Genomic DNA, 23,840 nt, shown 5'->3' with positions numbered 1-23,840 from the left:
ATAGTCTTGATTAAATTTATGTAATATTTTCCATGTTAATAGTTTTGTCAGGCTGCTGTGTTTTTTGAGGGTTGCAGCGCCTTTGGTGGTGAGCAGGAAGCTCCTTATCTGCAGTGCTCCCCATCCCGAAGCTGGCAATCATCGGTACTGCACATATTGTCGCATGCAGGCGATTGCCGCTCTTTACGAAGAGCAGGTCACATCATGTCATTTCTCCAGAACGCCAAAATCAGGACGAAGGTCCTTTCCATCATGATTCCGATTTGCCTGATCGGGATTGCAGGCGTCCTTTTCGTGTCGAACCAATATCGCCACAGCGTCACCACCTATTCCGACTTCATTTCGAAAGACGAGGCGGCGGCCGTAGAGATGTCGAGAGCCAGCCAACGGGTGACGGCGCTGAGCTACAATGCCTACCAGATCCTGGCCTACAGCTCGAAAGACCAGGAAATGGCCAAGTTCTCCAGGGATTATGAGGAGAACAAGAAAGTGCTTCTTGAGCGCTTTGCCGCTGTCAGGGAGTTGATGCCGGCCGAAGCGGATGCGGTGGACAAGCTGGCAGCGAAGGCGAATGAGCTCATCGCGGTGACCGATCAAGCCGTCAAGGCGGGGCAGGTGGACGATAATGAGGGCTCCCTCAAGCTGTTGAAGCAGGCGGATCCGCTGATCAATGACGAGGTTCTCGCCGTCCGCGCCTGGCTGGATACCTTCAACAAGAACATCGATGCAAAGAGCAATCTGCTGGAAGAAGAGGCTGCCGATACCATCAGGAACACGCTTATTGCTCTGGGTATTCTGTTGGGCAGTGCCATCCTGATCGCGGTTCTTGTATCGACACGCGGCATTGCTTCGCCCATCGAGCTGCTGCGTGCCCGCATGGCGTCACTTGCCAACGGGGATACCGACGAGGAGATCGCCGGGATCAGCCGTCGGGATGAGGTCGGCCAGATGGCCGCAGCCGTTGCGATTTTCAGGGACAACGCGATCGAGCGCATCCGGTTGGAGCAGGATGCCGTTGCCGGTCGTAGCCTTTCGGAAAAGGAACGGCTGGAGCGTGAGGCACAAAAGGCCAAGGATGCGGCGGATACGCAATTTGCCGTCGATGGTTTGGCCGGCGGCCTGGCCGAGCTTTCGAACGGCAATATGGTCTATCGCATCGAGAAGCCCTTCGTTGCTCACCTCGATCAGTTGAGGGCAACATTCAACGCATCGATGGAGAAGCTTGAGGAAACGTTGCGCGCCGTTGGTCAGGGCGGTCAGGCGATCGCCGCCGGCTCCAACCAGATCCGCTCTGCTGCCGATGATCTTTCCAAGCGCACCGAGCAACAGGCAGCCTCCGTCGAGGAAACTGCGGCAGCACTTGAGGAGATTACCACGACCGTCAAGGATTCGACCCGGCGCGCGGAAGAAGCGAGTTCGCTGGTCGGCCGCGCTCGCGTCGGCGCCGAGAAATCCGGCGAGGTCATGCGCGAGGCGGTTGCCGCCATGGAGGCCATTTCAAAGTCGTCGAGCGAGATCAGCAACATCATCGGTGTCATCGACGATATTGCCTTCCAGACGAACCTCCTTGCGCTCAATGCAGGGGTAGAGGCGGCGCGCGCGGGAGAGGCCGGCAAGGGCTTTGCCGTGGTCGCCCAGGAAGTGCGGGAACTGGCGCAGCGCTCCGCCAAGGCGGCCAAGGAGATCAAGGCGCTCATCTCGACATCGGGTCAGCAGGTCAACAGCGGTGTCGATCTCGTCACCAGAACCGGGCAGTCGCTCCAGCAGATCGTCAAGGAGGTCGAGGAAATCGACGGCAACGTCCGCGCGATCGTCGAAGCCGCCCGCGAACAGGCGACCGGACTGCAGGAGATCAACATGGCCGTCAACACCATCGATCAGGGAACCCAGCAGAATGCTGCTATGGTCGAGGAGTCCACAGCTGCAAGCTATAGTCTGGCCAAGGAGGTATCGGCCTTGAACGACCTCCTCGGGCAATTCACCCTGCAGGCTGGCCGAAGCAGCCAGGCCCGGCCGGCGGCTGCCACGCAGCAATCAAGCCCTGCCGCTTCGCCCGCCCGTTCGTTGCGGGCGAGGATTGCCGGTGCCTTTGGAGGCTCCGGCGCATCGGCTGCCGCCGCATCCTCATGGGAAGAGTTTTGATCTCGCTCGGGCAATGCGCTCGCTGAACAATCGGCAGGCTTAAAGTCGGGAGATCGCGGCCATGTTGGCCGCGATCTTTCTTATTTTATTACAGATGTTTAGAAAGCCATGCTCGCTGATTACCTGAAAATCTGCATGCCCCAGTAGGAGAGCGCCGAGATAATGGCGGCGGCCGGCAGGGTGATGACCCAGGCAATGACGATATTGCCGGCGAGACCCCAGCGCACAGCCGATACGCGCCGCGCCGCGCCGACACCGATGATGGCGCCGGTGATCGTATGCGTGGTGGAAACCGGAATGCCGAGCCATGTGGCCGCAAACAGCGTCAGCGCGCCGCCCGTCTCGGCGCAAAAGCCCTGCATCGGATTGAGGCGGGTGATTTTCGAGCCCATCGTGTGAACAATGCGCCAGCCGCCAAACAGCGTGCCGAGGGCCATGGCTGTCTGACAGGAAAGCACCACCCATAACGGAACATGGAAGGAGCCGCCGCTATATCCCTGTGAATACAAGAGAATTGCGATAATACCCATAGTCTTCTGCGCGTCGTTGCCGCCATGCCCCAACGAATAGAGCGACGCCGAAAAGAACTGCAATATGCGGAATGTTCTATCGACGGCGAAGGGTGTCTGGCGGACGAACAGCCATGTCACGATGAGGACCAGAAACAGCGCCAGCACAAATCCGATCAATGGCGACATGACGATCGCGCCGGCGGTCTTGAAGACGCCGAGCCAGACGATAGAGCTGACGCCAACCTTGGCGAGACCAGCGCCAATCAGCCCGCCGACCAGCGCATGCGACGAGCTGGAGGGTATGCCAAATATCCAAGTGACGATGTTCCAGACAATCGCTCCGAGGAGCGCTGCGAAGATGACGGAGGGGTCGACGATACTCGGATCGATGATGCCCGTGCCAAGCGTCTCCGCCACATGCAGCCCGAAGAACAGGAAGGCGATGAAGTTGAAGAATGCGGCCCATAGCACCGCATATTGTGGCCTCAGGACACGGGTCGATACGATGGTGGCGATGGAATTCGCCGCATCGTGAAGGCCGTTCAGAAAATCGAAAAACAAGGCGGTGGCGATGATCCCCACCAGCAGCGGAAAGGCGAGCGAGGCCTCCATCAGACGCTCTCGAGCACGATGCCGTTGATCTCGTTGGCGACGTCCTCGAAGCGGTCGACGACTTTCTCCAACTCGCCATATATCTCGCTGCCGATGATATAGGCCATGGCATTGGAGGCACCGTAATTGCGAAACAGGTCCTTCAGACCCTGTTCGTGCAAGGCGTCTGCCTGGCCTTCCACCTTGACGATCTCTTCCGTGAGAGTGCCGAGCTTCGTGACATTGGCGCCAATGCGATCCAGTAGCGGCACTGCCTCGGCGACCAGATGAGCCGCCTTGACGATGACGGCGCCCATCTGCTGCATGCCCGGATCGAAGCCCTTCTGCTCGAAGAGCCGTATGGTCTTCACTGTCTTATGCATCATGTCGATGGCGTCATCCATGGACATGATCAGGTCTTTGATATCGCCCCGGTCGAATGGCGTGATGAAGCTTCGCCGCACCGCAAGCAGCACGTCGCGGGTGATATCATCTGCCTGATTTTCAAGTTCGACGATCTCTCGGCATTTGGCATCGATGTCCCTGCCGCCCAGCAGCTCATTCAATGCTTCAGCCGCGCTGACGATCGTGCGCGAGTGCTGCGCGAAGAGATCGAAAAAACGATCCTCGCGCGGCATGAGTTTACGAAACCAGCCCAGCATCAAAGCTCCATGCATTCATTGTCATGAAACTGTCATAATTGACGAGGCCCGGCTTGGAAAGCCGCGAGGTGTCGTTGTTCTGTGGGTATAGCTATCGTCGGCTTAAACGATCAGTCGCGCAGAAGGGGCAGGAGTTGGTCCCCTTGGCGTTTGATCTCGGGGAGGTAGGGAGTATCCGAAAGGACGAAATGCGTGATGCCCAGATCCCGGTATTTACGGAGCGAGCGGGCGACATCTTCGGCGGAGCCCACCAGCCAGGTCGTACCGGCACCGCCGCCACCGAATTTGCCGGGAGCGGTGTAGAGATTGTCATCAAGCACGTCTCCGCGTGCGTTCAGATCCAGCAACCGGCGCTGGCCGACGGCGATGGACTGCAGATGGTCGTTCCAGCCGGCGCCTTTGATCTTCGCCATTTCTGCGACCTTCGCCTCGGCGTCGGCCCATGCCTGTTCGGTGGTATCGCGCACCAGCGTGGTAATGCGCAATCCGAATTCCAGCGGCGGAAGATCGCGATCGAGCGTCTTGCTCAATGACTTCAGGTGCTCGATCCGCTGCCTTACGCCGTCAAGCGGCTCGCCCCAGAAAAGCTGGACATCCGCCTCAGTGGCGGAAACGCGCTCGGCTGCCTCCGAGGCGCCACCGAAATAGAGTTTCGGATGCCGGCGTTCGCCGTTCTGCCTGATCCGTGGCGCCACGGTGGATTCGGTAACGCCGAAATGCTCGCCCTCATAGGTCACATTTTCCTCGGTCCAAAGCCGGCGGACAAGACGCATGAATTCCTTGGTGCGGGCGTAGCGATGCGCCTGGTCGCCCTCGCTGTCGCCATAGGCGGAGAGATTGTCCTTGCCGGATACGATATTGACGCGCACGCGGCCGCCGCTCAGGTGATCCAAAGTGGCGGCGGCGGAGGCGAAATGGGCAGGGCGCCAATAGCCGGGACGAATGGCGATCAGTGGTTCGAAGCTGGTCGTGCGGACGGTAAGAGCGGCCGCGACGGTTAATGTATCGGGCCGGCCCCAGCCGGTGCCGATCAGGGCTCCCTTCCAGCCGTGATCCTCCAAGGCCTTGGCGTGGCTGGTCAGCGTCTCCAGGCTGTTGTGGTTTTCGACGGCGGAATCACCACGGTGACCGGATTTGACGTCGTTGGGAATATACCAAAGAAACTCGCTGCTGCTCATGTCCTAGGGCCTGTATTGCATTGGATGGGAAATTCCCGCCGAATGCGGGCGTGATCGATACGTTGATTATCGCAAGTTCAGAGCTTGCCCTTCCATGGCACGAGAACGGCCTCGAGAATGCGGATTGCCGCCGTAAAGGCGAAGGCGCAGATCGCGATGATTCCAATGCCGACGAAGACGACGTCGGTTGCGAGGAACTGCGATGCCGACATGATCATGAAGCCGATACCGCGTGTCGAGGCGATGAGTTCGGCAGCGACCAGCGTACCCCAGCCGATGCCGAAGGCGATGCGGACGCCGGTCAGGATCTCCGGCAAGGCCGAGGGCAGCACGATGGAGAAGAAGAGCTGCAAGCGGCTCGCTCCGAGCGAACGGGCGGCGTTAACGCGCTCGAGCGGAAGCGAGCGGACGCCGGCCTGGGCCGATAGGCAGATCGGCGCGAACATGGCCAACACCAGGAGGGTGATTTTCGAGGTCTCGCCAATGCCGAGCCAGATGATCATCAATGGCAGGTAGGACAAGGGAGGCAAAGGCCAGTAGAATTCGATCGGCGTGTCGAGAATTCCCTTTGCCCAGCGATTGAGGCCCATCAGCAACCCGACGGGAATGCCGATGACAATCGCGATTGTCGCAGCGGTGATGATGCGAAGCACGCTTGCCAGAATGTGTTCGGACAGCGACGCGCCGGCATAGCCATCGCGATAGACCACACCGATCTGCGTCAATACTTCGTCAGGCCGTGGCAGGAACAGGTGGGATACCAGACCGAGCTTGGCGACCAGCCACCACAGCGCAAGACAGAGGATTGCGGTGACGACGCTGATGGCAACGGTGGGCTTGCCGCTGACGCCGAAGCTCGGCATGCCGACGAGCTTCGGTCCGGCCTCGCGGGAGACGACGATTGGGCGCGCCTGGGTAATGTCGCTCATGCCGCGCTCCTGAAATCATCAGCCTTATGGAGGATCGTGCGGATTTCTTCCCGCAGATTGGTGAATTCGGGAGAGGCGACGATCGCCTTGCTATCGCCGCTGGCGGCAAAGCGATGCACGAAATCAAGCTCGAAACGGGCGACGACGCGGCCCGGTCGCGGCGACATGACCAGCACCTCGGTGCCGAGAAACAGCGCCTCCTCAATCGAGTGGGTTATGAAGAAAATGCGTTTGTTGGTTCGCGCCCAGACTGAGATCAGCAGCTCCTGCATCTGCTCGCGCGTCAGGCTGTCGAGCGCGCCGAAAGGCTCGTCCATCAGCAGTATGTCGGGATCGGTGGCAAGAGCGCGGGCAATGCCGACGCGCTGGCGCATGCCGCCGGACAGTTCATAGGTCATCGAACCGGCAAAGTCGGCCAGGCCCACCAGCCGCAATAGTTCGAGGGCGCGGTCCCGCCGTTCCCGGCGACCCAGCCCAGCGAACTGCAGACCGAGGGCAACGTTGTCGACGACGGATTTCCACGGCAGCAATGAATCCTTCTGGAAGACGACACCGCGGTCAGCGCCGGGGCCGGAAACAGGTCGGCCATCGAGCGTGATCGTTCCCTCGGAAAGCGGCAGGAAGCCGGCGATCGCGTTCAGAAGCGTGGACTTGCCGCAGCCCGATGCTCCCAGCGCCACGACGATACCGCGCTCGGGAATGTTGAACGAAACGCGATCGAGCGCGTGAACGGTGCTGCCGTCGCGCGCTGCAAAAAATACACTGGCATGGTCGACTTGAAGCATGACGTCTCTCGGAAATTCGACACCGGAGCAGCGGCGGCTGCCCCGGTGTTGGGGGATCAGTTGCTGGCGCTGACGAGCGCGTCGGGCGTGACGAAGGCGCTATAGCTCGGCAGGACTTCGGAGACTTTGCCCTGATCCTTTAGGAAGGTCGCGGTGTCCTTCAGGATCTTCGCGGCGCCGGACTGCTCACCACCGCCGAGCCAGGCAGCCGAGGCCTGAACGTCGGGTGTCAGGAGGGTGAGGTTCTTGAGCGCTGCGGCCTGCTGATCCGCGGTGCCGCCGAGAAGCTTGGCAAGGGCCTTGGTGTTGTCGCTATCCGGTCCCCATGCCGCCTTGTCGGCTGCGAAGGAGGCGTAGTACTTGTTGATCACCGAAGCGAAAGCCTTCAGGAACTGCGGGTCGCTTGCGGCGAATTTCGAGGTCGCGACCCAGGCGGAAAAGGTCGGCGCGCCCTTGTCGGCGACATCCTTGGAAGTCACCAGCACCTTGCCGCCCTTCTTGAGTTCGGTCAGCGCCGGATCCCAAACGAAGCCGCCGTCGATATCGCCGCGATTGTAGCTGGCGACGATTTCAGGCTGCGGGATGGCGAAGACCTGCACGTCCTTTTCCGTCAGGCCGAGAGACTTGATGAGCGCGAGTAGCTGGTAATGGTCGGTGGAGACCGGTGCTGCCGCAAGCTTCTTGCCCTTGAGATCAGCAAGCGTGTTGATGCCCGAGCCGTTGCGCACCACAAGCGCTTCATCGATGCCCGAGATCGACGACAGGTAGAAGGCCTTGACCTCGAGGCCTCGCGATGCGGCGGCCGCAAACGGACTTGAGCCGACATAACCGATCTGGACGTCGCCAGAGGCGATGGCTGCAAAGATCTCCGCGCCGGAGTTGAACTTGCGGAAATCGATCTCGTATCCGGTTGCCTTGGCGAAATCGCCGTTGGCGATGCCGACGGAGGATGGCAGCGCGTCCGTCTGATAGCCGACGACGACTTTCTTGTCGGCGGCAGAGGCTGCCGTCGAAATGCTGGCGAGACCGACGATGGCCGCAGCGATCAGAGTCTTGAGGTTCATGTTTCTCCCTTTGGCCGGATCATGTTGTCCGGCGGCTTCCTGAGTTCTATGGTCTGAACCTAGAGAAGAAGGGTGCAAGAGCGATAGAAATAACAAACTATTTTTATAGACTATAAGCGGAATTGTTTGTCTAAAATGGCCAAGGCTGCAGCGTTGGCATCTTTCCGGAAGCAAAAATGGCGCCGCGCGAGCCTGTAGAAATCGAGGGGTGACAGGGGTGGCCGGCTCCCTCGAAAGCCGGTCGCTCCGTGATGGTTTGCAATCCCAGTGTTGGCCTAGTCCTGGGGAAAGTCGGTGCTGAGGGTGACGTCCTTCCAGGCCTCGAAGTTCTTCTGAAGGGCTGCCAGGCGCGACTCGGCAAGCCGGTAGGCGTCGGAGCCAAGCAGCAGCCGCAGAGGCGGTTCGGCCGAATCGACGGCCTTGATAATGGCGGCAACGCCGCGGGTGGGGTCGCCACGCTGCTTGCCGGAATATTCATGGGCGGCCTTTCGGCGTGCGCCTGCGGTTTCGGCATAATCGTCGATAATCGTCTTGGATTCGATCATTGACCGGCCGGCCCAATCCGTCCGGAACCCGCCGGGCTCGACGATGGTCACCTTGATCCCAAGAGGCCCGACCTCTTGCGACAGCGATTCCGAGAAGCCCTCAACGGCAAACTTGCTGGCATGGTAGTAGCCAGTGGCCGGGAAGGCCATCAGGCCGCCGATAGACGACACATTGATGATGTGACCGGCGCGCCTGGCCCGCATGCCCGCCAACGCGCGCCTAGTGACCGCATATAGGCCGAAGACGTTTGTCTCGAACTGGCGTCGGATTTCGGCATCCTCGCCCTCTTCAATGGCAGAGAAGTAGCCATAGCCGGCATTGTTGACGAGCACGTCGATGCGCCCGAAGTGAGCTTCGGCGTCGGAGACCGCCTTCTCGATTGCCGTCCCGCTCGTAACATCGAGCGGAAGCGTGATGGCCCTGCCTGGATGCTTGCTCGCAAGCTCGTCAAGGCTTTCGGGCCGCCGTGCGGTTAGCACAGCACGGTCGCCACGCTCGAGGACCTGCTTGGCCAATTCGTGGCCGAGTCCTGTGGAGCAGCCGGTGATGAACCAAATCTTTTCGGACATCGTGCAATACCTTTCTTATTTCAAACATGTTGCCGATCGTCGATGCAAGGTTAGGTGATGCAGACATCCACCTGCGGACCTCTTGACCTGCCAACCCGTTGATCAGTACACGCAGAATTTGGTCCATTTGGCTCCTTTAAACTACGGCGATCGTGCCAATATTTTGCACGATCCTGCCAAGGTTGGTGGGGAGGGACTTTTCAGGACTTCGGCGTCGTGCCAGGTTCGTTTCAAAGGATGCGCATCATGAAACAACTTCTGGACACTATGTGCGACGTCGTCGAGCGCCACGCCCATGTGCCACGCTACCCGACCGTCGTTCCCGGCCTGACGCTCTATCAAATGAGCACGAGCGTTCATCCCATCCATGCGCTGTACAATCCGCGTGTTTGCATCATCCTGCGGGGTGGCAAGACGGTCAGCCTCGGCGAGGAGCCCTTCTACGCCGATCCGTCGACTTTTCTTCTCGTCACTGCCGATCTGCCGGTCGCTTCACGCGTGTTCAGTGCCGACGACGGGCGCTCCCATCTGGCGCTCACAATGGATCTCGATCGCGCGCTGCTGGCCGAGGTCCTGCAGTGCCTCCCGACGCGTCAGGTGTCAGCCAGCCCATTGGCGGGTGTCATCGCCGCACCGCTGGAGAGCGCATTGCTCGAGCCGTTTGCAAGGCTTCTGTCCCTGCTCGATCACCCAGACGAAATCGATTTTCTCAGACCGTTGATTGCCCAGGAAATCCATTATCGTCTCGCTCGAAGCGGACTTGGCGAAGTCCTTGCGCAGTTCGCCTTCGCCGGCTCTCATCTTTGGCAAATCAGCAAGGCAACGAGCTGGATCAAGGCCAATTACAAGGAGCCGATGAGCATCGAGGACCTGGCGGATCTTGCGGGCATGAGCGTCACGTCGTTCCACCGCCATTTCAAGGCGATTACACTGATGTCGCCGCTCCAGTATCGCACGCAGGTGCGGTTGCAGGAGGCGAGGCGCATCCTGCTTTCGGAGCGGCTTACGGCCGGGATTGCCGGCGTCATGGTCGGATATGACAGCCAGTCCCAGTTCAGCCGTGACTATAAGCGGATGTTTGGAGCACCGCCGGGCTCGGACGCGGCTCGTCTCATGGGCGCGGTTTGACGGTAAGATGCGATAGGCAGGACCACCTTCATGTACCTTCGTCGAGCTCGGCGAGGGCCGTGACGCACCAAAGCATGGCGGCCGAAAACAAGCGATACGCAACCTCGCTTGCAGGTCTTCTCATTGATCGTCAGCAGCCGTCCTCCGCGTGAAGCTGTTTGCCAGCAAGCTCGGGGGATAAGATAGAGCTAGTTCGGTAAGGCATTCACTTGCTTTGTCCGAAGAGCCGCTATGAGCTGATTGGGAGGCCTGTCAAGAACGTCAAAGATCCCACGGAGCAATCGAACGAGTATCTGCTTTGTGACGGCTAGTCGGGCGTGAGCTTGCCGTCGGGATCAACTTCGCTTCGTTTACTGCCTCGGTAGAAATTCGCCAGCTTTGTCGTGGTGTCGAATGGAGCGGGATCCCGATATGATCCGAATTTGAAATATTGGCGCATGTGCGGGGCATTCTTCTTGAAACCCATTCGGCCGCTCGTCCTTCCAATGCGGACGCCGTCTGCCCAAATTTCGATGAGTGCCGAGCCATCAGGCGTGAGTTTTAGGTGGTAGACCATTGTGGTCCACTTGCCGAAGGGATCTGGAAGGCGGCCGTATTGCTCAGGTACAATTCCGACCGCGCACCCTTTGTCGGTGGCGACTACCGGCCCGTCAGTGACAGCATGCGACATCAGTGTTGCGATGTTCTTGGGGGGTGGTGGGTCCTTGTCGCCATGGGGCCAGCCCGCCGGCTTCGAGGCGAGGGAGCCTTGATCCGCGATGAGCACCCGGCAGAGATTGTCTTCCTCGCTATGACCCGACGCCAAGTTGTCCTGTTCGACCGTCACTGAAAAATTCCGGCCGTTGAACCGTTGTGCCAACAAGGGCGAGTTCCGCGCGGATCCTTCTTCCTTCCACTGCCCGATCACAAAGCGGCCAGTTGTCGGCGTGATGCTGTTGTCGACGAACATGTCGAAGCGATACCAGACATCGCTGCCGAGCTTCATCCAGGTGTCGCTGGCTTCCCACAATTCGGAGCGTTCATCACCGTCCGCCTTGTAGTCCTTCGTATCCTCATCGATGCAGCCGGTGTGCTTCTCGTGAAGGGCCTCGATCCTCGGCAAGGGGCTTACGACCGAAGTCATTGCCGTACGACCGCCGCTCGTGTCGCCGAAGGAAAATCTGTTTTCGGGGCGCTTGCAGACGAACCACTGCTTCCCGGGAGTCTTGTCCGAGAAATCATCCGTGATTGCGGCTGAGGAGATATCCGAAACGACCGTGATGCAGCTCGACATCAGGATAGCAAGCAAGAAGACACTCAGTCGTTTTGGCATAGGACACCAAGTTCAGGAGCTGCATTTACAGTCTGACGAGCTCTCACAAAAATCGAGAACCGAATACGGAATTGCGATAAAAGCCGAATGACAGATGCAAGAATAAATTGTAAATATATACTGTCAAGGGGTGGAATAGAATTCCAGGATATTGCTTCCGGAACCTGAAGAAAAATTTCAATGCCTTCATATCGCTGAATTATTTGGCATTTACTCTCAACAATCCAAATACATCTCACCATCTCTGGTGAAATTTAAAAATGCCGTCATCCGCAATGTATCTGTTTCGTGTGCTTCTATAGGTTGTCAAAGGAGGGACGCATGCCTGCAATCGCATTTTCCAACAACGACATCGCACTTGTGGCTTGGACGTACGACAAGAATCTCGATGGATGCCTTGGGTTTGCGGTCTTTCAGATCGATGACGAAGGCAACGAGCGGGCGCTTCCGGCTGTCGCCAGATTCCAGGGCCAGGATGAGAACGTGCCCCTCACCACCGAGGACGCTCCCATCCAGAAGTTCTGGTGGAAGGATCTCTTCGCGAAACGCGGAGGCACGTATCAATATCGCATCGTTCCCATGGGGGGACTGCGGGAAAGAAGCTGGAGCCGCTCATCGGCGTCGCACCGTTGCTTAGCAACAAGATCACGTTGACCGAGAAGCGCGGACCGTTCTTCAACGCATATTTCAACCGCGGCATTGTCGCCACGCAGGCCCTTAGCAAGGCCCTGAATCACAAACCTAGCGCCAACGCCCTTAGGCCGCATATCGTGAACCCGAAAGACCCGATCCGTCAGCGCCTCATGGGTCAGCTTTTCGAAGGTGTCACTTCGTTGCTCGATCGTGCGGATAAGGATGGCGGAGAGATCCATGCCGCTCTGTACGAGCTCGACGATCCAGACGGGCTGGAGCGCCGTCTGCAGGCCGCCGACCATGGCAATCCAAAAAGCAGGACGGTCATCCTGGGTAACGCCCGCATATCCAAAACAGAGGATCATCCGGAGATCGAGGATGGTGATGCGGAGAACAGGGAAAATCTGAAGAAGGCGGGTGTCAACGTCATAGACCGCATTCTCAAGAGTGGCAGCATCCCGCACAACAAATCACTCATCCTGAGTGAGAAGGGCAAGCCTACCGCTGTCATGACGGGTTCGACCAACTGGACCAGCAGCGGTCTTTGTACGCAGACGAACAACTCGCTCGTCATCGAGTCCCCAGCGGTGGCGCGGCACTACATGAACTATTGGGACAAGCTGAACAGCGACGTCGATCAGTCTGGTGGCGACCAGGACGAGCTTCAGGCGGAGGCCCTCAGGCAGTTCGCCCGCGAGGAAAACGAAAAGTCCATCGCAGACCCAATAAAACTCGATGATGATGTGAGCATCCAAGTCCTGTTTGCGCCCAGCACCGTAGATCTCCTGAAAAGCCCGCCCAAGGAGCATCCGGAGGACATGGAATATGTCTTCAAACTGATGGAGGGCGCAAAACACGCTGTGCTCTTCCTGGCATTCGATCCGGGAAACAATTCGATCCTTGATGCAGCGGGAAGGGCGCTCGCGAACAATCCCAGTCTTTTCGTTAGAGGAGCTCTGACGAGCACGCAGCGTGCGTCGAACTTTGCAGAGGCTCTCAAGAAGCAGAAGAAGCAGGAGCCGGACGAAGGGGGAATGCACGTCTCGGTGATCGGCGAGCCAGGCAAACCGAAGAAGAAAGGCGAAGCGGAAAAGCAGGAACCGGACTACAGGTCGATCCCGGCGGGTGCGATCAGCAAGAACGACGTCTTCGGAGCCTGGGAGGCCGAGATGTACATCTATGGCCATGCGATCATCCACAACAAAATCGTCGTCATCGATCCTTTCAGCAAGGATTGCACGGTGATCACCGGCTCGCATAATCTCGGCTATCGCGCCTCCCACAACAACGATGAGAACTTCGTCATAGTTCGCGGAAACAAGGATCTCGCGCAGGCTTATGCCTGCCATGTTCTCGATCTCTATGACCACTATGCATGGCGATACTGGCTGCGAAAGAATCCGGAAATTTTCGGAAAACCGCTCGTATCCGACCCTTCGTGGCAGAAGCGATACATTGATGGCGAGGAGGAGAAATCGCCCGAGCTTAGGTTCTGGCTGTCGGCGATGAACGCGTAGTTGTTCGTGTCTTTCGCACACCGTCCGGCGATCAGGTCCCGCATCGGCGGAGGAACTGGCCGTTCTTTTCGACAAGATCGCCGGAGGTGGTGTTTCGCCAGATCCTTTAAGATGTTTCATCAGTCTGGCTGATATTGAAGCATGTCGAATATTTCACGATGTAGTCGACTGCCGATTTTTTCCGCATCTGCGTGAAGAAAAAGAAAGCTGTTTCTTAAATTCCTTAAAATCTATGCTTTTTATAGATTATAGCGCCAGTGGTCGGCATTGGTTGCAAATATGGATGAAATGAAACGGCATGTCCTATCTTCTCAGCCTTCTCGACAAGAGCCCGATCGAGCAGGGCCTTGGCGCTACCGACGCGCTCAGCGCCACGACGCGATTGGCCGTCAGAGCCGAAGAGCTCGGTTATCATCGCTTCTGGGTTGCCGAGCATCACAACATGGCAAACCTCGCGAGTTCGGCGCCTGAAGTCCTGATCGCCTATCTTCTCGCCAGAACCTCGAAGATCCGCATCGGCTCCGGCGGCGTCATGCTGCAACACTACAGCGCCTATAAGGTCGCCGAGGCCTTCAATCTTCTGGCGTCGCTCGCGCCCGGCCGCATCGATCTTGGTGTCGGCAAGGCGCCCGGTGGCTTTCCACTCTCAACACGCGCATTGCAGATCGGCATCGATCCGGAGAAGAAGCCAAGCTTTGCCGAGCAGCTGTCCGATCTGAACCGTTATCTCGCCGCCGACTCACAATCCGACAGCGCCCTGGCGACACCGTTTCCGCCCCGCGCAGCGGAGCGCTTCCTGCTTGGTGCCAGTGTCGAAAGCGCCGAGCTTGCGGCGGAGAAGGGCTGGACGTTGGTTTTCGCGGGCCATCTGAACGGCGATCCCGAAAATCTGAGAAAAACTTTCGAGGCATACGGGCGTGCGACGGGTGGCAAGGTTCCGATCCTGGCGCTCGCAGCCTTTGCCGCTGAAAGCGAGGCTCATGCCCGCGAGCGTGTCGGCCAGCTTCGCATCGTCAAGCTTTTCCTGCCCAACGGGCAGAGCGTCAATGTCGGCAGCCTGGAGCAGGCGGCTGAATTCGCTCGTCAGGCCGGCGTCACGGATTATCGCACAGAAGAGAAGGTGCCGAGCGTGCTGCACGGCACGGCGGCACAGATCCGTGACGAACTCGATGCGCTCCACCGCCGCTATGGCGTTGAGGAATTCGTGCTCGATGCGCCGGCGCTGACTTCCGCCGAACGGCTCACTTCAATTGAACTGCTCGCCAAAGAGCGGCTTTCCCTCGTTGCCTGAACAGCCTGTCCCAGGAGGACCAATCATGGCTCAAAAACACGTCACTTTCGGTATCATGCTGCAAGGCCCGGGCGGCCACATGAATGCCTGGAAGCATCCGAGCGTCCCGGCTGATGCCAGCACCAATCTCAACTTCTTCGTCAAGACGGCGCGCAAGGCGGAAGAAGCCGGCATCGCCTTCGCCTTCGTCGCCGACGGGCTCTACATCAACGAACAGTCGATCCCGCATTTCCTCAACCGCTTCGAGCCGCTGACGATCCTGTCCGCGCTGGCCGCCTTTACGACGAAGCTCGGTCTGGTCGGCACGGTCTCCACCTCTTACAGCGATCCCTTCACCATCGCCCGCCAGTTCGCCTCGCTCGATCTGATCAGCGGCGGCCGTGCCGGCTGGAATGCCGTGACCTCACCGCTCGAAGGCTCGGGCCGCAACTACAGCCGCGAGCATCCCGAGCATGAGCTGCGCTACGAGATCGCCGATGAATATCTCGATGCGGCGAAGGGCCTGTGGGACTCCTGGGATGACGATGCCTTCCCTCGCGACCGCGAAACGGGAGTTTATGCCGACAAGGCCAAGCTTCACCGTTTGAACCACAAGGGTCGCTTCTTCCGGATCGAAGGACCGTTGAATATCGGCCGATCCAAGCAGGGGCAGCCCGTGGTCTTCCAGGCCGGTGCGTCCGATTCCGGTATCAGGCTTGCCGGCAAGCATGCCGATGCCGTCTTTACCAATGGCGGCCCGCTTGAGGATGCCAAGGTCTTCTACAAACAGGTCAAGCAGAGTGCGATCGCCCATGGCCGTAGTGCTGCCGAGGTCGGCATTTTCCCCGGCATCGGCCCGATCGTCGGCGCAACGCAGGAGGAGGCGGAGGCCAAGTACCAGGCAATCCGCAACCTCGTCACGGTAGAAGAGGCGCTGGCCTATCTCGGCCGCTTCTTCGACCATCATGATTTCAGCGCCTATCCGCTGGACGAGCCTTTCCCGGATCTCGGCGATATCGGCCGCAACAACTTCCGCGCCACGACCGACCGCATCAAGAAGACTGCGCGGGAAAAGGGGCTGACCCTTCGCGAAGTGGCGCTCGACGCCGCGACGCCGCGCACCACCTTCATCGGGACTGCCGACCATATCGCCGATGAGATCATCCGCTGGATCGATCAGGAAGGTGCCGACGGTTTCGTCCTCGGTTTCCCGGTCATCGGGGAAGGCTTTGACGACTTCGCCAAATATGTACTGCCGATCCTGACGAGCCGCGGCTATTTCGATCCGGAACTGAAGGGCGAGACGCTGCGCGACCATCTCGGCCTGCCGTTCCGCGAGAGCCGTCACGCGGCGCAGTCCGATCATATCGAACCCGCAAAGGCCGTTGGCGCCTGAGCCCGGACCGATCCCCATGAACGCCATCGTCAATACTGCTTCGCTCAATGATCCCGTCGAGAAGGGGATCGTCGCCTATCTCGACGAGATCATCGCGCTGCGGCACGATTTTCATCAATATCCCGAGCTGGCATTTCAGGAACACCGGACCTCCAAGCGGGTGGCATCGCTCCTGACTGACTGGGGCTATGAAGTCGAGACCGGTATTGCCGGAACTGGCGTTGTCGCGACCCTGAAGCGGGGCGATGGGCAGCGCAGCCTCGGCATCCGTGCCGACATGGACGCCTTGCCGATCGACGAGGCGACCGGGATTGACTATGCCAGCAGCAATCCCGGCGTCATGCATGCCTGCGGCCATGACGGGCACACCTCGATCCTGCTCGCCGCCGCTCGCTATCTCGCCGAGAGCAGCCAGTTCAGCGGCACGCTGCGGCTGATCTTCCAGCCGGCCGAAGAGATCGGTGCGGGCGCCCGCAAGATGCTGTCCGAGGGGCTTTTCGATCGCTTTCCGGTCGATGCCGTCTTCGGCCTGCACAATTGGCCCGGTGTTGCCGAGGGGCAATTCGGCTTTGTTGCCGGTCCGGCCATGGCCTCGGTCGATCAGGCGGTGATCAAGATCGTCGGCAAGGGCGGTCATGGTGCCGAGCCACATCGGGCCGTCGACCCCGTGCTGGCGTCGGCTTCCTTCATCACCGCTCTACAAAGCGTGGTCTCGCGCAATATCGATCCGCAGGACATGGCCGTGGCGACGGTGGGCTCTATTCATGCTGGCTCCGCATCGAACGTCATTCCGGAAAGCGTCGAGATGAAGCTCACCATGCGCGCTTTCAGCGAACGAGTGCGCGGGACGCTTCAGGAGCGCATTCCGGCGCTTGCCCGCGCTCAGGCAGAAAGCTTCGGCGCCGTGGCTGAGGTCAATTATCGCTTGGGCTTTCCAGCTTTGGTCAACCATGCAGACGAGACAGCCTTTGCCCGCAGCGTCGCGGTGCAAGCGCTTGGCCCGGCGGCTGTCGAGGCGGATTTCCGGCCGCGCACGGCTAGCGAGGACTTTGCCTACCTGCTCGAAGCCAAGCCCGGTAGCTACCTCTTCGTCGGCAATGGCGACAGTGCTCCGCTGCACAGTGCCCACTACAATTTCAACGACGCCATCATCGCGCCCGCCGCCCGCTACTGGGTGCGGCTCGCCGAAACCTTCCTTGCGGATGACAACAGGTGACGAACGACATGAGCGACACGTTTCTCTATACGACCACGCTCGACCCGCGCGCCAAGCCGCTGATCGACGAATTGATTTTCGAATATGACAGCCGCTACGGCACCTATTTCAACGCCGAAGGTGCGGCGGCGGAACTGAACCGCTATCCGCCCGAGGCTTTCGCGCCGCCGAACGGCAATTTCCTGCTTCTCCTGCGTGATGGAGAGACGATCGGCGGCGGCGCGTTCAAGCGCTATGACGAGCGGACCGCCGAGTTCAAGCGCATCTGGACGCGGCATGATCTGCGGCGTCAGGGGCTGGCACGCAAGCTCCTGCTCGAGCTGGAACTACAGGCCGCCAGGCAAGGCTATGAGCGCATCTATCTGACGACGGGCTTTCGCCAACCCGAGGCAGTCGGTCTTTATCTGACCAATGGCTACACCGCTCTCTTCGACACGACGGTCGATCCTGAAATCTACAAGAGCCTGCCTTTCGAGAAGGACGTCAGCCATCTGGCTCCGTCCTATTCCGTCGAGACCTCCGGCTCACCGCCGCGACTGGCCGCGGCGGGACGCTGACGGCGGATCGAAGCAACAATAATCATAAGGGGCAAGCATCATGGCACTGACAACGGATTTCGCCGGTATCGATCCTGCTGCCGGAAGCAACGAGACTAAGACCGATTATGCGCGCTATCGCATCGTGCCGGCGCGCCATCCCTGGCGCACGGCGGGTACGATATTCGCCGCCTTCGTTCTTGCAGCCGTCCTCTATTCCACCTTCACCAATCCCCGATGGGGCTGGGGCGTCTTTGCCCAGTGGTTCTTTGCCGAGCCGGTGCTCGTGGGCCTCGGCAGGACACTGCTTCTGACGGCACTTGCTGCCGTCTCCGGCTCCATCCTCGGCACGGCGCTGGCTCTGGCGCGCGTCTCGAAATCGCCGCTGCTCTCCAGTCTTTCCTGGGGCTATATCTGGCTGCTGCGCTCGATCCCGATGATCGTGCTGCTGCTTGTGCTTAACAATCTCGGCTATCTCTATGAGACGATCACCATCGGCGTGCCCTTCACCGACAAGGTGTTGTTCGACTATCCGACAACGCAGCTTCTGACGCCGTTTGCGGCGGCCTTTCTCGGGTTGACGCTGAACCAATCGGCCTTCTTCGCCGAAATCGTGCGCGGTGGCATCCTGTCGGTCGACCAGGGGCAGCTGGAAGCGGCCGCCGCGCTCGGCCTGTCGCGACGCCGCCAGGCATTTCGCATCGTCCTGCCGCAGGCCATGCGCTCCATTCTTCCCACGGGCTTCAACGAGATTATCGGTCTCGCCAAGAGCACGTCGATGGTCTAAGTGCTGGCCCTGCCGGAGCTTTTCTACACCGTGCAGGTGATCTATCGCCGCAATCTGGAAGTCATTCCGCTACTGATGGTGGCGACGGTCTGGTATCTCGTCATCATGACGGTTCTGTCGATCGCCCAGCACTATATCGAGCGCTATTTTTCCCGCGGGGCGCTGCGCAATCCCACCCCTTTGCCCTTCCAGGCCTTCTTCCAACGCTTCCGTCGCCCGCTGCCTATTGTTGCCACGAGCGCTGTTGTGGACAATGGAAGGCTCGCTGCTTTTCGCAGCGTGACGGGTCTTCGCGCCAAGGGCGGCGCAGTGCGTATTCACGGCATATCGAAGAGCTTTGGTACGTTGAAAGTGCTCGATGATATCGAGCTCAGCCTGCCGGCCGGCAGCGTGACCGCCATTATCGGCCCGTCGGGCTCAGGAAAGTCGACGCTGCTGCGCTCCATCAACCATCTGGAACGCGTCGATAGCGGCTTCATCTCCGTGGACGGCGAGCTTGTCGGATATACCCAAAAGGGCGAGGTGCTCTACGAGCTGAAGGAGAAGGACATCCTGAAGCGCCGGACCGATATCGGCATGGTCTTCCAGAGCTTCAATCTCTTCCCGCATCTGACCGTTCTGGAAAACCTCATCGAAGCGCCGATACAGGTGCGCGGCCTGAGCCGCGACGAGGCTGTGGCCTACGCGCAGGAATTGCTGGCGCGTGTCGGCCTCAGCGACAAGATCGACGCCTATCCCCGCCAGCTTTCCGGCGGCCAGCAGCAGCGCGTTGCCATCGCCCGGGCTTTGGCATTGCGGCCAAAGGTGCTGCTGTTCGACGAGCCGACCTCGGCGCTCGATCCGGAACTCGTCGGCGAAGTGCTCGATGTGATCAAGGAGCTTGCCCGCACCGGGACGACGTTGGTCATCGTCACCCACGAGATCGGCTTTGCCCGAGAGGTTGCCGATACCGTCGTCTTCATGGAAGGCGGCCATATTATCGAAGCGGGATCGCCGACACAGATCATCAACGATGCAAGGCATCCGCGCACGCGCGAATTCCTCGCCAAGGTTCTCTAGCAGACACAAGCTGGTGAAAAATGCCGGGCCGTGACGGGCACTCGGAAGACAACGACAACAATAACAACCTTAGGATGAATTGGAGAAGGGAAATGACATTCTTTAATAGAGCGAAGTACATGCTGGCAGGGGTCGTCGCCGCTGTGGTGATGAGCGGCGCGGTCGCCAATGCGGCCGAGAAATTCAATCTGAGCCCGGATACGTCCAATCGCGTGAGGGCGGAGAAGGATGACGCGGCGATCAAGGCGATCGCACCCGGCTTCAAGTTCGTCAATCCCGGCAAATTCACGGTGGCTATCAACGCCTGGGATCCGCCGATCGCTACTTACGCCACGGATGCAAAGACCGTTGTCGGCGCCGATCCGGATATAGCACAGCTGCTCGCCGATTCCCTTGGTCTTCAGCTCGAGCTGGTGCCGGTTGCCTGGGAAGACTGGCCGCTCGGCGTCTCCTCGGGCAAATATGATGCCGTCATCTCCAACGTAACGGTGACTGAAGAGCGCAAGCTGAAATTCGACTTCTCCACCTATCGTCGTGATGTGCTCGGCTTCTACGTGAAGGCCGACAGCAAGATCACCGAGATCAAGGAGCCCAAGGATGTCGCGGGTCTGAAGGTGATCACCGGAGCCGGCACCAACCAGGAGAAGATCATTCTCGAATGGGATCGCCAGAATGTAGCCGCCGGCCTCAAGCCGATCGACATACAGTACTATGACGACCGCGCCGCCGCCGATCTCGCCTTGCAATCGGGTCGCGCCGATGTCGAGTTCAATCCGAATGCGACGCAGGCCTATAAGGCGGCCATCAACGGCACTAGGAAGCTTGTCGGCACCGTCTCGGGCGGTTGGCCGCTTACGGCTGAAATCGCCGTCACGACGAAAAAGGGCGCCGGCCTCGCCGATGCTCTGACGCTCGCCATCAATGATCGGATCAAGGACGGCAAATATGGCGAAGTGCTGAAGCACTGGAGCCTGAGCGCCGAAGCGGTCGATCAATCCAAGACCAACCCTGCGGGCCTGCCGAAAAGCGGTTCGTAAAGTTGGTCGAGCGGACCGGTGCCGGTGGGGCCCGCGCCGGTCCGCTCCCATTTCTGCCATGGAGATACAGTGCTCGTGACGATCCTTCCCAACTTTAGAACCATGCTTGCCGCTGTGACTGCGGCCGTCTTGATTGGCCTCGGCCCGGCAAAGGCGGCTGACAATTTCGATCTCAGTCCGGAGCAGCCCGGTCGTGTTCACGCGGCAAAGAATGATGCTGCGGTCGCTGCGATCCCCAAGGATTTCAAGTTTGTGACGCCGGGCACATTCACCGTCGCGGTCGCGCCAGGCGGACCGCCGCTTGCGACCTACGCGACCGACGCCAGGACCGTGGTCGGCGCCGATCCGGACTATGCCTATGCCGTTGCCGATGCGCTCGGCCTGAAGCTGGAACTCGTTCCTGTCGCCTGGATTGACTGGCCGCTCGGGCTGACTTCGGGCAAATACGATGCCGTCATTTCCAATGTCGGCGTCACCGAGCAGCGCAAGGAGAAGTTCGATTTCTCCACCTATCGCCAGGGCCTGCACGGCTTCTTCGTCAAGACCGACAGCAAGGTGACCTCGATCAAGGAGCCCAAGGATGCAGCCGGCCTCAGGTTCATCGTCGGCGCGGGCACCAATCAGGAGCGGATCCTGCTGAAATGGAGCGATGAGGATGTCAAAGCCGGGCTGAAGCCGCTCGAACTGCAGTATTACGACGATGATGCGGCGAGCCTTCTCGCCCTCCAGTCCGGCCGCGCCGACGTCATCGTGCAGCCACATGCCCAGCTGGTCTACATCGCCGCCCGTGACAAGAATATCAGACGCGTCGGCACCCTGAGCGCCGGCTGGCCGGATCGGTCCGATGTCGCGATTACCACGCGCAAGGGGAGTGGTCTTGCAAACGCGCTCACCGTTGCCACCAATGGGCTGATCAAGGACGGTACCTATGCCCGCATCCTGGATCACTGGCATCTTGCCGAGGAAGCCTTGCCAGCGTCGGAAACCAACCCGCCCGGCTTGCCGAAATATTGAGGAGACAGCGATATGAGCCATCCAGCCCCATCGATCAGCCATATCGGCTTTCTGACACCAGGCAACTATCCGGATGAAGATCCGCTGGCTGGCCTCGAGCAGACCCTGCAGCTTCTCGAACATGGCGAACGCAAGGGTTTCGACAGTGCCTGGGTGCGCCAGCGGCATCTCGAGCCCGGCATCTCCTCGGCCAGCGCCTTCCTTGCGGCGGCGACGCAGCGGACGCGCCATATCGAGCTTGGAACCGCCGTCATTCCGATCGGCTATGAGAGCCCATATCGCCTTGCGGAAGACCTTGCCACGGTGGATGTCCTGTCGCGCGGGCGGTTGAATATCGGCTTGAGCGCCGGTCGCCCCTTGCATGCCGATCTCATTGGCCCGCTTGCCTTCGATGGCGATTGGGAAAGCCATGATTTCTCGCATCAGAGGGTGCTGCGCTTTGCCGACAATCTGCGAGGTACCTACATCGGCGATCAGCAAACGGTCATCAAGACGCCCTTCGGTCCGCAGCGCCCGCGTCTGCAGCCCTATGCGAAGGGGCTGATCGATCGCATCTGGTACGGCGGCGGTTCGCTGCGTTCGGCCGCCTGGGCAGGTAAGAACGGCTTCAATCTTCTGATCGGCAACGTGACGACGGGCGAAGAGACGAATGATTTCTTCCTGGCGCAATCTCGTCAGCTCGAAACCTACCGTGCCTCCGGCGGCGAGACGCGACGGGTGGCGCTCGGCCGCGTTATTGTGCCGTTCGACAGCGCCGATGCGGTGACGCGCAAGCGCTATACCGACTATGCCGCCGGCCGCTACGAACGCACACTTTCTCCACAGGGGGAACGCCGCACGCTTTTTGCGCAGGACATTGTCGGGACATCCGAACAGATCCTCGAACGTCTCTATGCCGATCCGATCCTGCCCTATGTCAGTGAATTCCGGCTGGAGCTGCCTTACGAATTCCATGACGAGGAATACCGGCAGATCCTCCACGATTTCGTGACGATCATCGCGCCGGAATTGGGGTGGAAGGCCGCGCCCATCTTGCACCGGGCAGCGTCCTGATCATCAAAAGACCGAGTATTTTATGGAACGCATCGGCGAGAACATTCACTGATGCGTTCTGTCCGTCTGGCTCAGCGATCAATCAGGTCGGGATGGCGACCGGGTGGCCCGAGGCCGGATGCTGGATGATGTGCATGTCGACGCCGTAGATGGCGCGCAACGCCTCGGTGGTGAGGATGTCTTCCGGCGGTCCGTTGGCGATGATCCTGCCCGAATGCAGGGCAATGATGTGGTCGCAGAAGCGCGCGGCCATGTTGACGTCGTGCAGCACGACCACCACGCCGAGGCCCCGCGCGTGGCTCAGGCTTTGCACAAGCGACAGTACCTCGATCTGATGGGCGACATCGAGCGCCGAGATCGGTTCGTCAAGCAGCAGGCATTCGGCGTCCTGGGCAACCAGCATGGCAAGCCAGACGCGCTGGCGCTCGCCGCCCGAGAGCGTGTCGACGAGCCGGTCGGCCATGCCGGCGACGTCGGTCAGCTTCATGGCTTCCTCGACCTTGTCGCGATCGGTCTGGCCGAAACGGCCAAGCGCGCCATGCCAGGGATAGCGTCCGAGTGCAACGAGTTCGCGTACCAGCATGCCGGCGGCAGCTGGCGTAGCCTGGGGCAAATAGGCGACCTTGCGGGCGAAGGGGCGATCGCCCCATTCCGTCAGCGGCTTGCCCTCGAAGCGGATGATGCCGCCGGCCGGCTGCTGCTGGCGGGCGAGCAGTTTCAGCAGCGTCGACTTGCCGGAACCGTTATGGCCGATGAGGCCGACGATCTGCCGAGGCGCGAGCGTCAGGGTGAGCGGCTGTAGCAACGTCCGGCCGGCGACTGCAAAGGAGACCCCTTCGAGCCGGAAAAGATCTTCGCCACCCATTGCCGAAATGTCGACAGGAGGCACGGCGCGTGCTTCGGA

The 23,840-nt window shown here is 59.9% G+C and carries 20 protein-coding genes and 1 pseudogene; 12 read left to right on the top strand and 9 right to left on the bottom strand.

Features of this window, described 5'->3' with window-relative positions:
- Nucleotides 1–204 precede the first annotated feature (204 nt).
- On the top strand, nt 205–2,142 hold the full coding sequence (locus A6U86_RS15805) for a methyl-accepting chemotaxis protein (RefSeq protein WP_068392870.1): 1,938 nt from the start codon (nt 205–207) through the stop codon (nt 2,140–2,142).
- Between the two features lie 119 nt (nt 2,143–2,261).
- Here the strand turns inward: A6U86_RS15805 and A6U86_RS15800 are convergent, their stop codons facing one another.
- From A6U86_RS15800 to A6U86_RS15770, 7 genes are all read right to left on the bottom strand, one after another.
- Nucleotides 2,262–3,266 carry an inorganic phosphate transporter gene (locus A6U86_RS15800; RefSeq protein ID WP_068392867.1) on the bottom strand — a complete coding sequence of 335 codons (1,005 nt, stop codon included), beginning with the start codon at nt 3,264–3,266 and terminating at the stop codon, nt 2,262–2,264.
- Nucleotides 3,266–3,907 carry a DUF47 family protein gene (locus A6U86_RS15795; protein ID WP_068392864.1) on the bottom strand — a complete coding sequence of 214 codons (642 nt, stop codon included), beginning with the start codon at nt 3,905–3,907 and terminating at the stop codon, nt 3,266–3,268. Before A6U86_RS15795 ends, A6U86_RS15800 begins: the two co-directional genes overlap by 1 nt.
- Before the next feature lie 110 nt (nt 3,908–4,017).
- A complete protein-coding gene (locus A6U86_RS15790) occupies nt 4,018–5,085 on the bottom strand; it encodes an LLM class flavin-dependent oxidoreductase (protein ID WP_068392862.1) in 1,068 nt (355 codons plus the stop codon).
- A gap of 77 nt (nt 5,086–5,162) precedes the next feature.
- Nucleotides 5,163–6,014: an ABC transporter permease subunit gene (locus A6U86_RS15785; protein WP_068392858.1), complete on the bottom strand. Its 852-nt coding sequence runs from the start codon at nt 6,012–6,014 to the stop codon at nt 5,163–5,165.
- Complete coding sequence (locus A6U86_RS15780; RefSeq protein ID WP_068392854.1) at nt 6,011–6,799, bottom strand: taurine ABC transporter ATP-binding protein; 789 nt, start codon at nt 6,797–6,799, stop codon at nt 6,011–6,013. Before A6U86_RS15780 ends, A6U86_RS15785 begins: the two co-directional genes overlap by 4 nt.
- A 56-nt stretch (nt 6,800–6,855) precedes the next feature.
- Complete coding sequence (gene tauA, locus A6U86_RS15775; protein ID WP_068392852.1) at nt 6,856–7,863, bottom strand: taurine ABC transporter substrate-binding protein; 1,008 nt, start codon at nt 7,861–7,863, stop codon at nt 6,856–6,858.
- Between the two features lie 275 nt (nt 7,864–8,138).
- Nucleotides 8,139–8,978: an oxidoreductase gene (locus A6U86_RS15770; RefSeq protein ID WP_068392849.1), complete on the bottom strand. Its 840-nt coding sequence runs from the start codon at nt 8,976–8,978 to the stop codon at nt 8,139–8,141.
- A gap of 246 nt (nt 8,979–9,224) precedes the next feature.
- Between A6U86_RS15770 and A6U86_RS15765 the strand changes: the two genes are divergently transcribed.
- Complete coding sequence (locus A6U86_RS15765; protein ID WP_068393991.1) at nt 9,225–10,106, top strand: AraC family transcriptional regulator; 882 nt, start codon at nt 9,225–9,227, stop codon at nt 10,104–10,106.
- Nucleotides 10,107–10,413: 307 nt separating this feature from the next.
- Here A6U86_RS15765 and A6U86_RS15760 read toward each other — a convergent pair whose 3' ends face one another.
- Nucleotides 10,414–11,229, bottom strand: a complete 816-nt coding sequence (locus tag A6U86_RS15760) for a heparin lyase I family protein (protein ID WP_244509947.1) — start codon at nt 11,227–11,229, stop codon at nt 10,414–10,416.
- Between the two features lie 510 nt (nt 11,230–11,739).
- On the opposite strand from A6U86_RS15760, the gene A6U86_RS36075 reads away from it, so the two are divergent.
- The 10 genes and pseudogenes from A6U86_RS36075 to A6U86_RS15705 all read left to right on the top strand — a co-directional run bounded on the left by A6U86_RS36075 (nt 11,740) and on the right by A6U86_RS15705 (nt 22,936).
- Entirely contained in the window at nt 11,740–12,072 is a 333-nt protein-coding gene (locus A6U86_RS36075) for a hypothetical protein (protein WP_343287071.1), read from the top strand.
- A 116-nt stretch (nt 12,073–12,188) separates the two neighbouring features.
- Nucleotides 12,189–13,568 carry a phospholipase D-like domain-containing protein gene (locus tag A6U86_RS15750; protein ID WP_343287070.1) on the top strand — a complete coding sequence of 460 codons (1,380 nt, stop codon included), beginning with the start codon at nt 12,189–12,191 and terminating at the stop codon, nt 13,566–13,568.
- A 298-nt stretch (nt 13,569–13,866) separates the two neighbouring features.
- Nucleotides 13,867–14,859: an MsnO8 family LLM class oxidoreductase gene (locus tag A6U86_RS15745; RefSeq protein ID WP_068392837.1), complete on the top strand. Its 993-nt coding sequence runs from the start codon at nt 13,867–13,869 to the stop codon at nt 14,857–14,859.
- A gap of 25 nt (nt 14,860–14,884) precedes the next feature.
- Nucleotides 14,885–16,234: an LLM class flavin-dependent oxidoreductase gene (locus A6U86_RS15740; RefSeq protein WP_068392835.1), complete on the top strand. Its 1,350-nt coding sequence runs from the start codon at nt 14,885–14,887 to the stop codon at nt 16,232–16,234.
- Between the two features lie 16 nt (nt 16,235–16,250).
- Nucleotides 16,251–17,450, top strand: coding sequence for a M20 aminoacylase family protein (locus A6U86_RS15735; RefSeq protein ID WP_068392832.1), 1,200 nt, complete (start codon nt 16,251–16,253; stop codon nt 17,448–17,450).
- Entirely contained in the window at nt 17,447–18,007 is a 561-nt protein-coding gene (locus A6U86_RS15730; protein ID WP_068392829.1) for a GNAT family N-acetyltransferase, read from the top strand. The genes A6U86_RS15735 and A6U86_RS15730 overlap by 4 nt, the downstream gene beginning before the upstream one ends.
- A gap of 40 nt (nt 18,008–18,047) precedes the next feature.
- A pseudogene (locus tag A6U86_RS36030) lies at nt 18,048–19,832 on the top strand (amino acid ABC transporter permease/ATP-binding protein).
- Nucleotides 19,833–19,924: 92 nt separating this feature from the next.
- Nucleotides 19,925–20,869, top strand: coding sequence for an ABC transporter substrate-binding protein (locus A6U86_RS15715; protein WP_068392824.1), 945 nt, complete (start codon nt 19,925–19,927; stop codon nt 20,867–20,869).
- A 102-nt stretch (nt 20,870–20,971) separates the two neighbouring features.
- Complete coding sequence (locus tag A6U86_RS15710) at nt 20,972–21,883, top strand: ABC transporter substrate-binding protein (protein ID WP_068392821.1); 912 nt, start codon at nt 20,972–20,974, stop codon at nt 21,881–21,883.
- 12 nt (nt 21,884–21,895) lie between these two features.
- The gene (locus tag A6U86_RS15705) at nt 21,896–22,936 is read left to right on the top strand and encodes an LLM class flavin-dependent oxidoreductase (protein ID WP_068392818.1); all 1,041 of its coding nucleotides are present in this window, start codon (nt 21,896–21,898) and stop codon (nt 22,934–22,936) included.
- Nucleotides 22,937–23,018: 82 nt separating this feature from the next.
- On the opposite strand, the gene A6U86_RS15700 is transcribed toward A6U86_RS15705, so the two are convergent.
- Nucleotides 23,019–23,801: an ATP-binding cassette domain-containing protein gene (locus A6U86_RS15700; protein WP_244509976.1), complete on the bottom strand. Its 783-nt coding sequence runs from the start codon at nt 23,799–23,801 to the stop codon at nt 23,019–23,021.
- Between the last annotated feature and the right edge of the window lie 39 nt (nt 23,802–23,840).

The sequence above is a fragment of the Rhizobium sp. AC27/96 genome (assembly GCF_001692325.1).
GTDB lineage: Bacteria > Pseudomonadota > Alphaproteobacteria > Rhizobiales > Rhizobiaceae > Rhizobium.
Note: the sequence above shows the minus strand (reverse complement) of the source record. Positions and strands in the feature narration are given on the sequence as shown.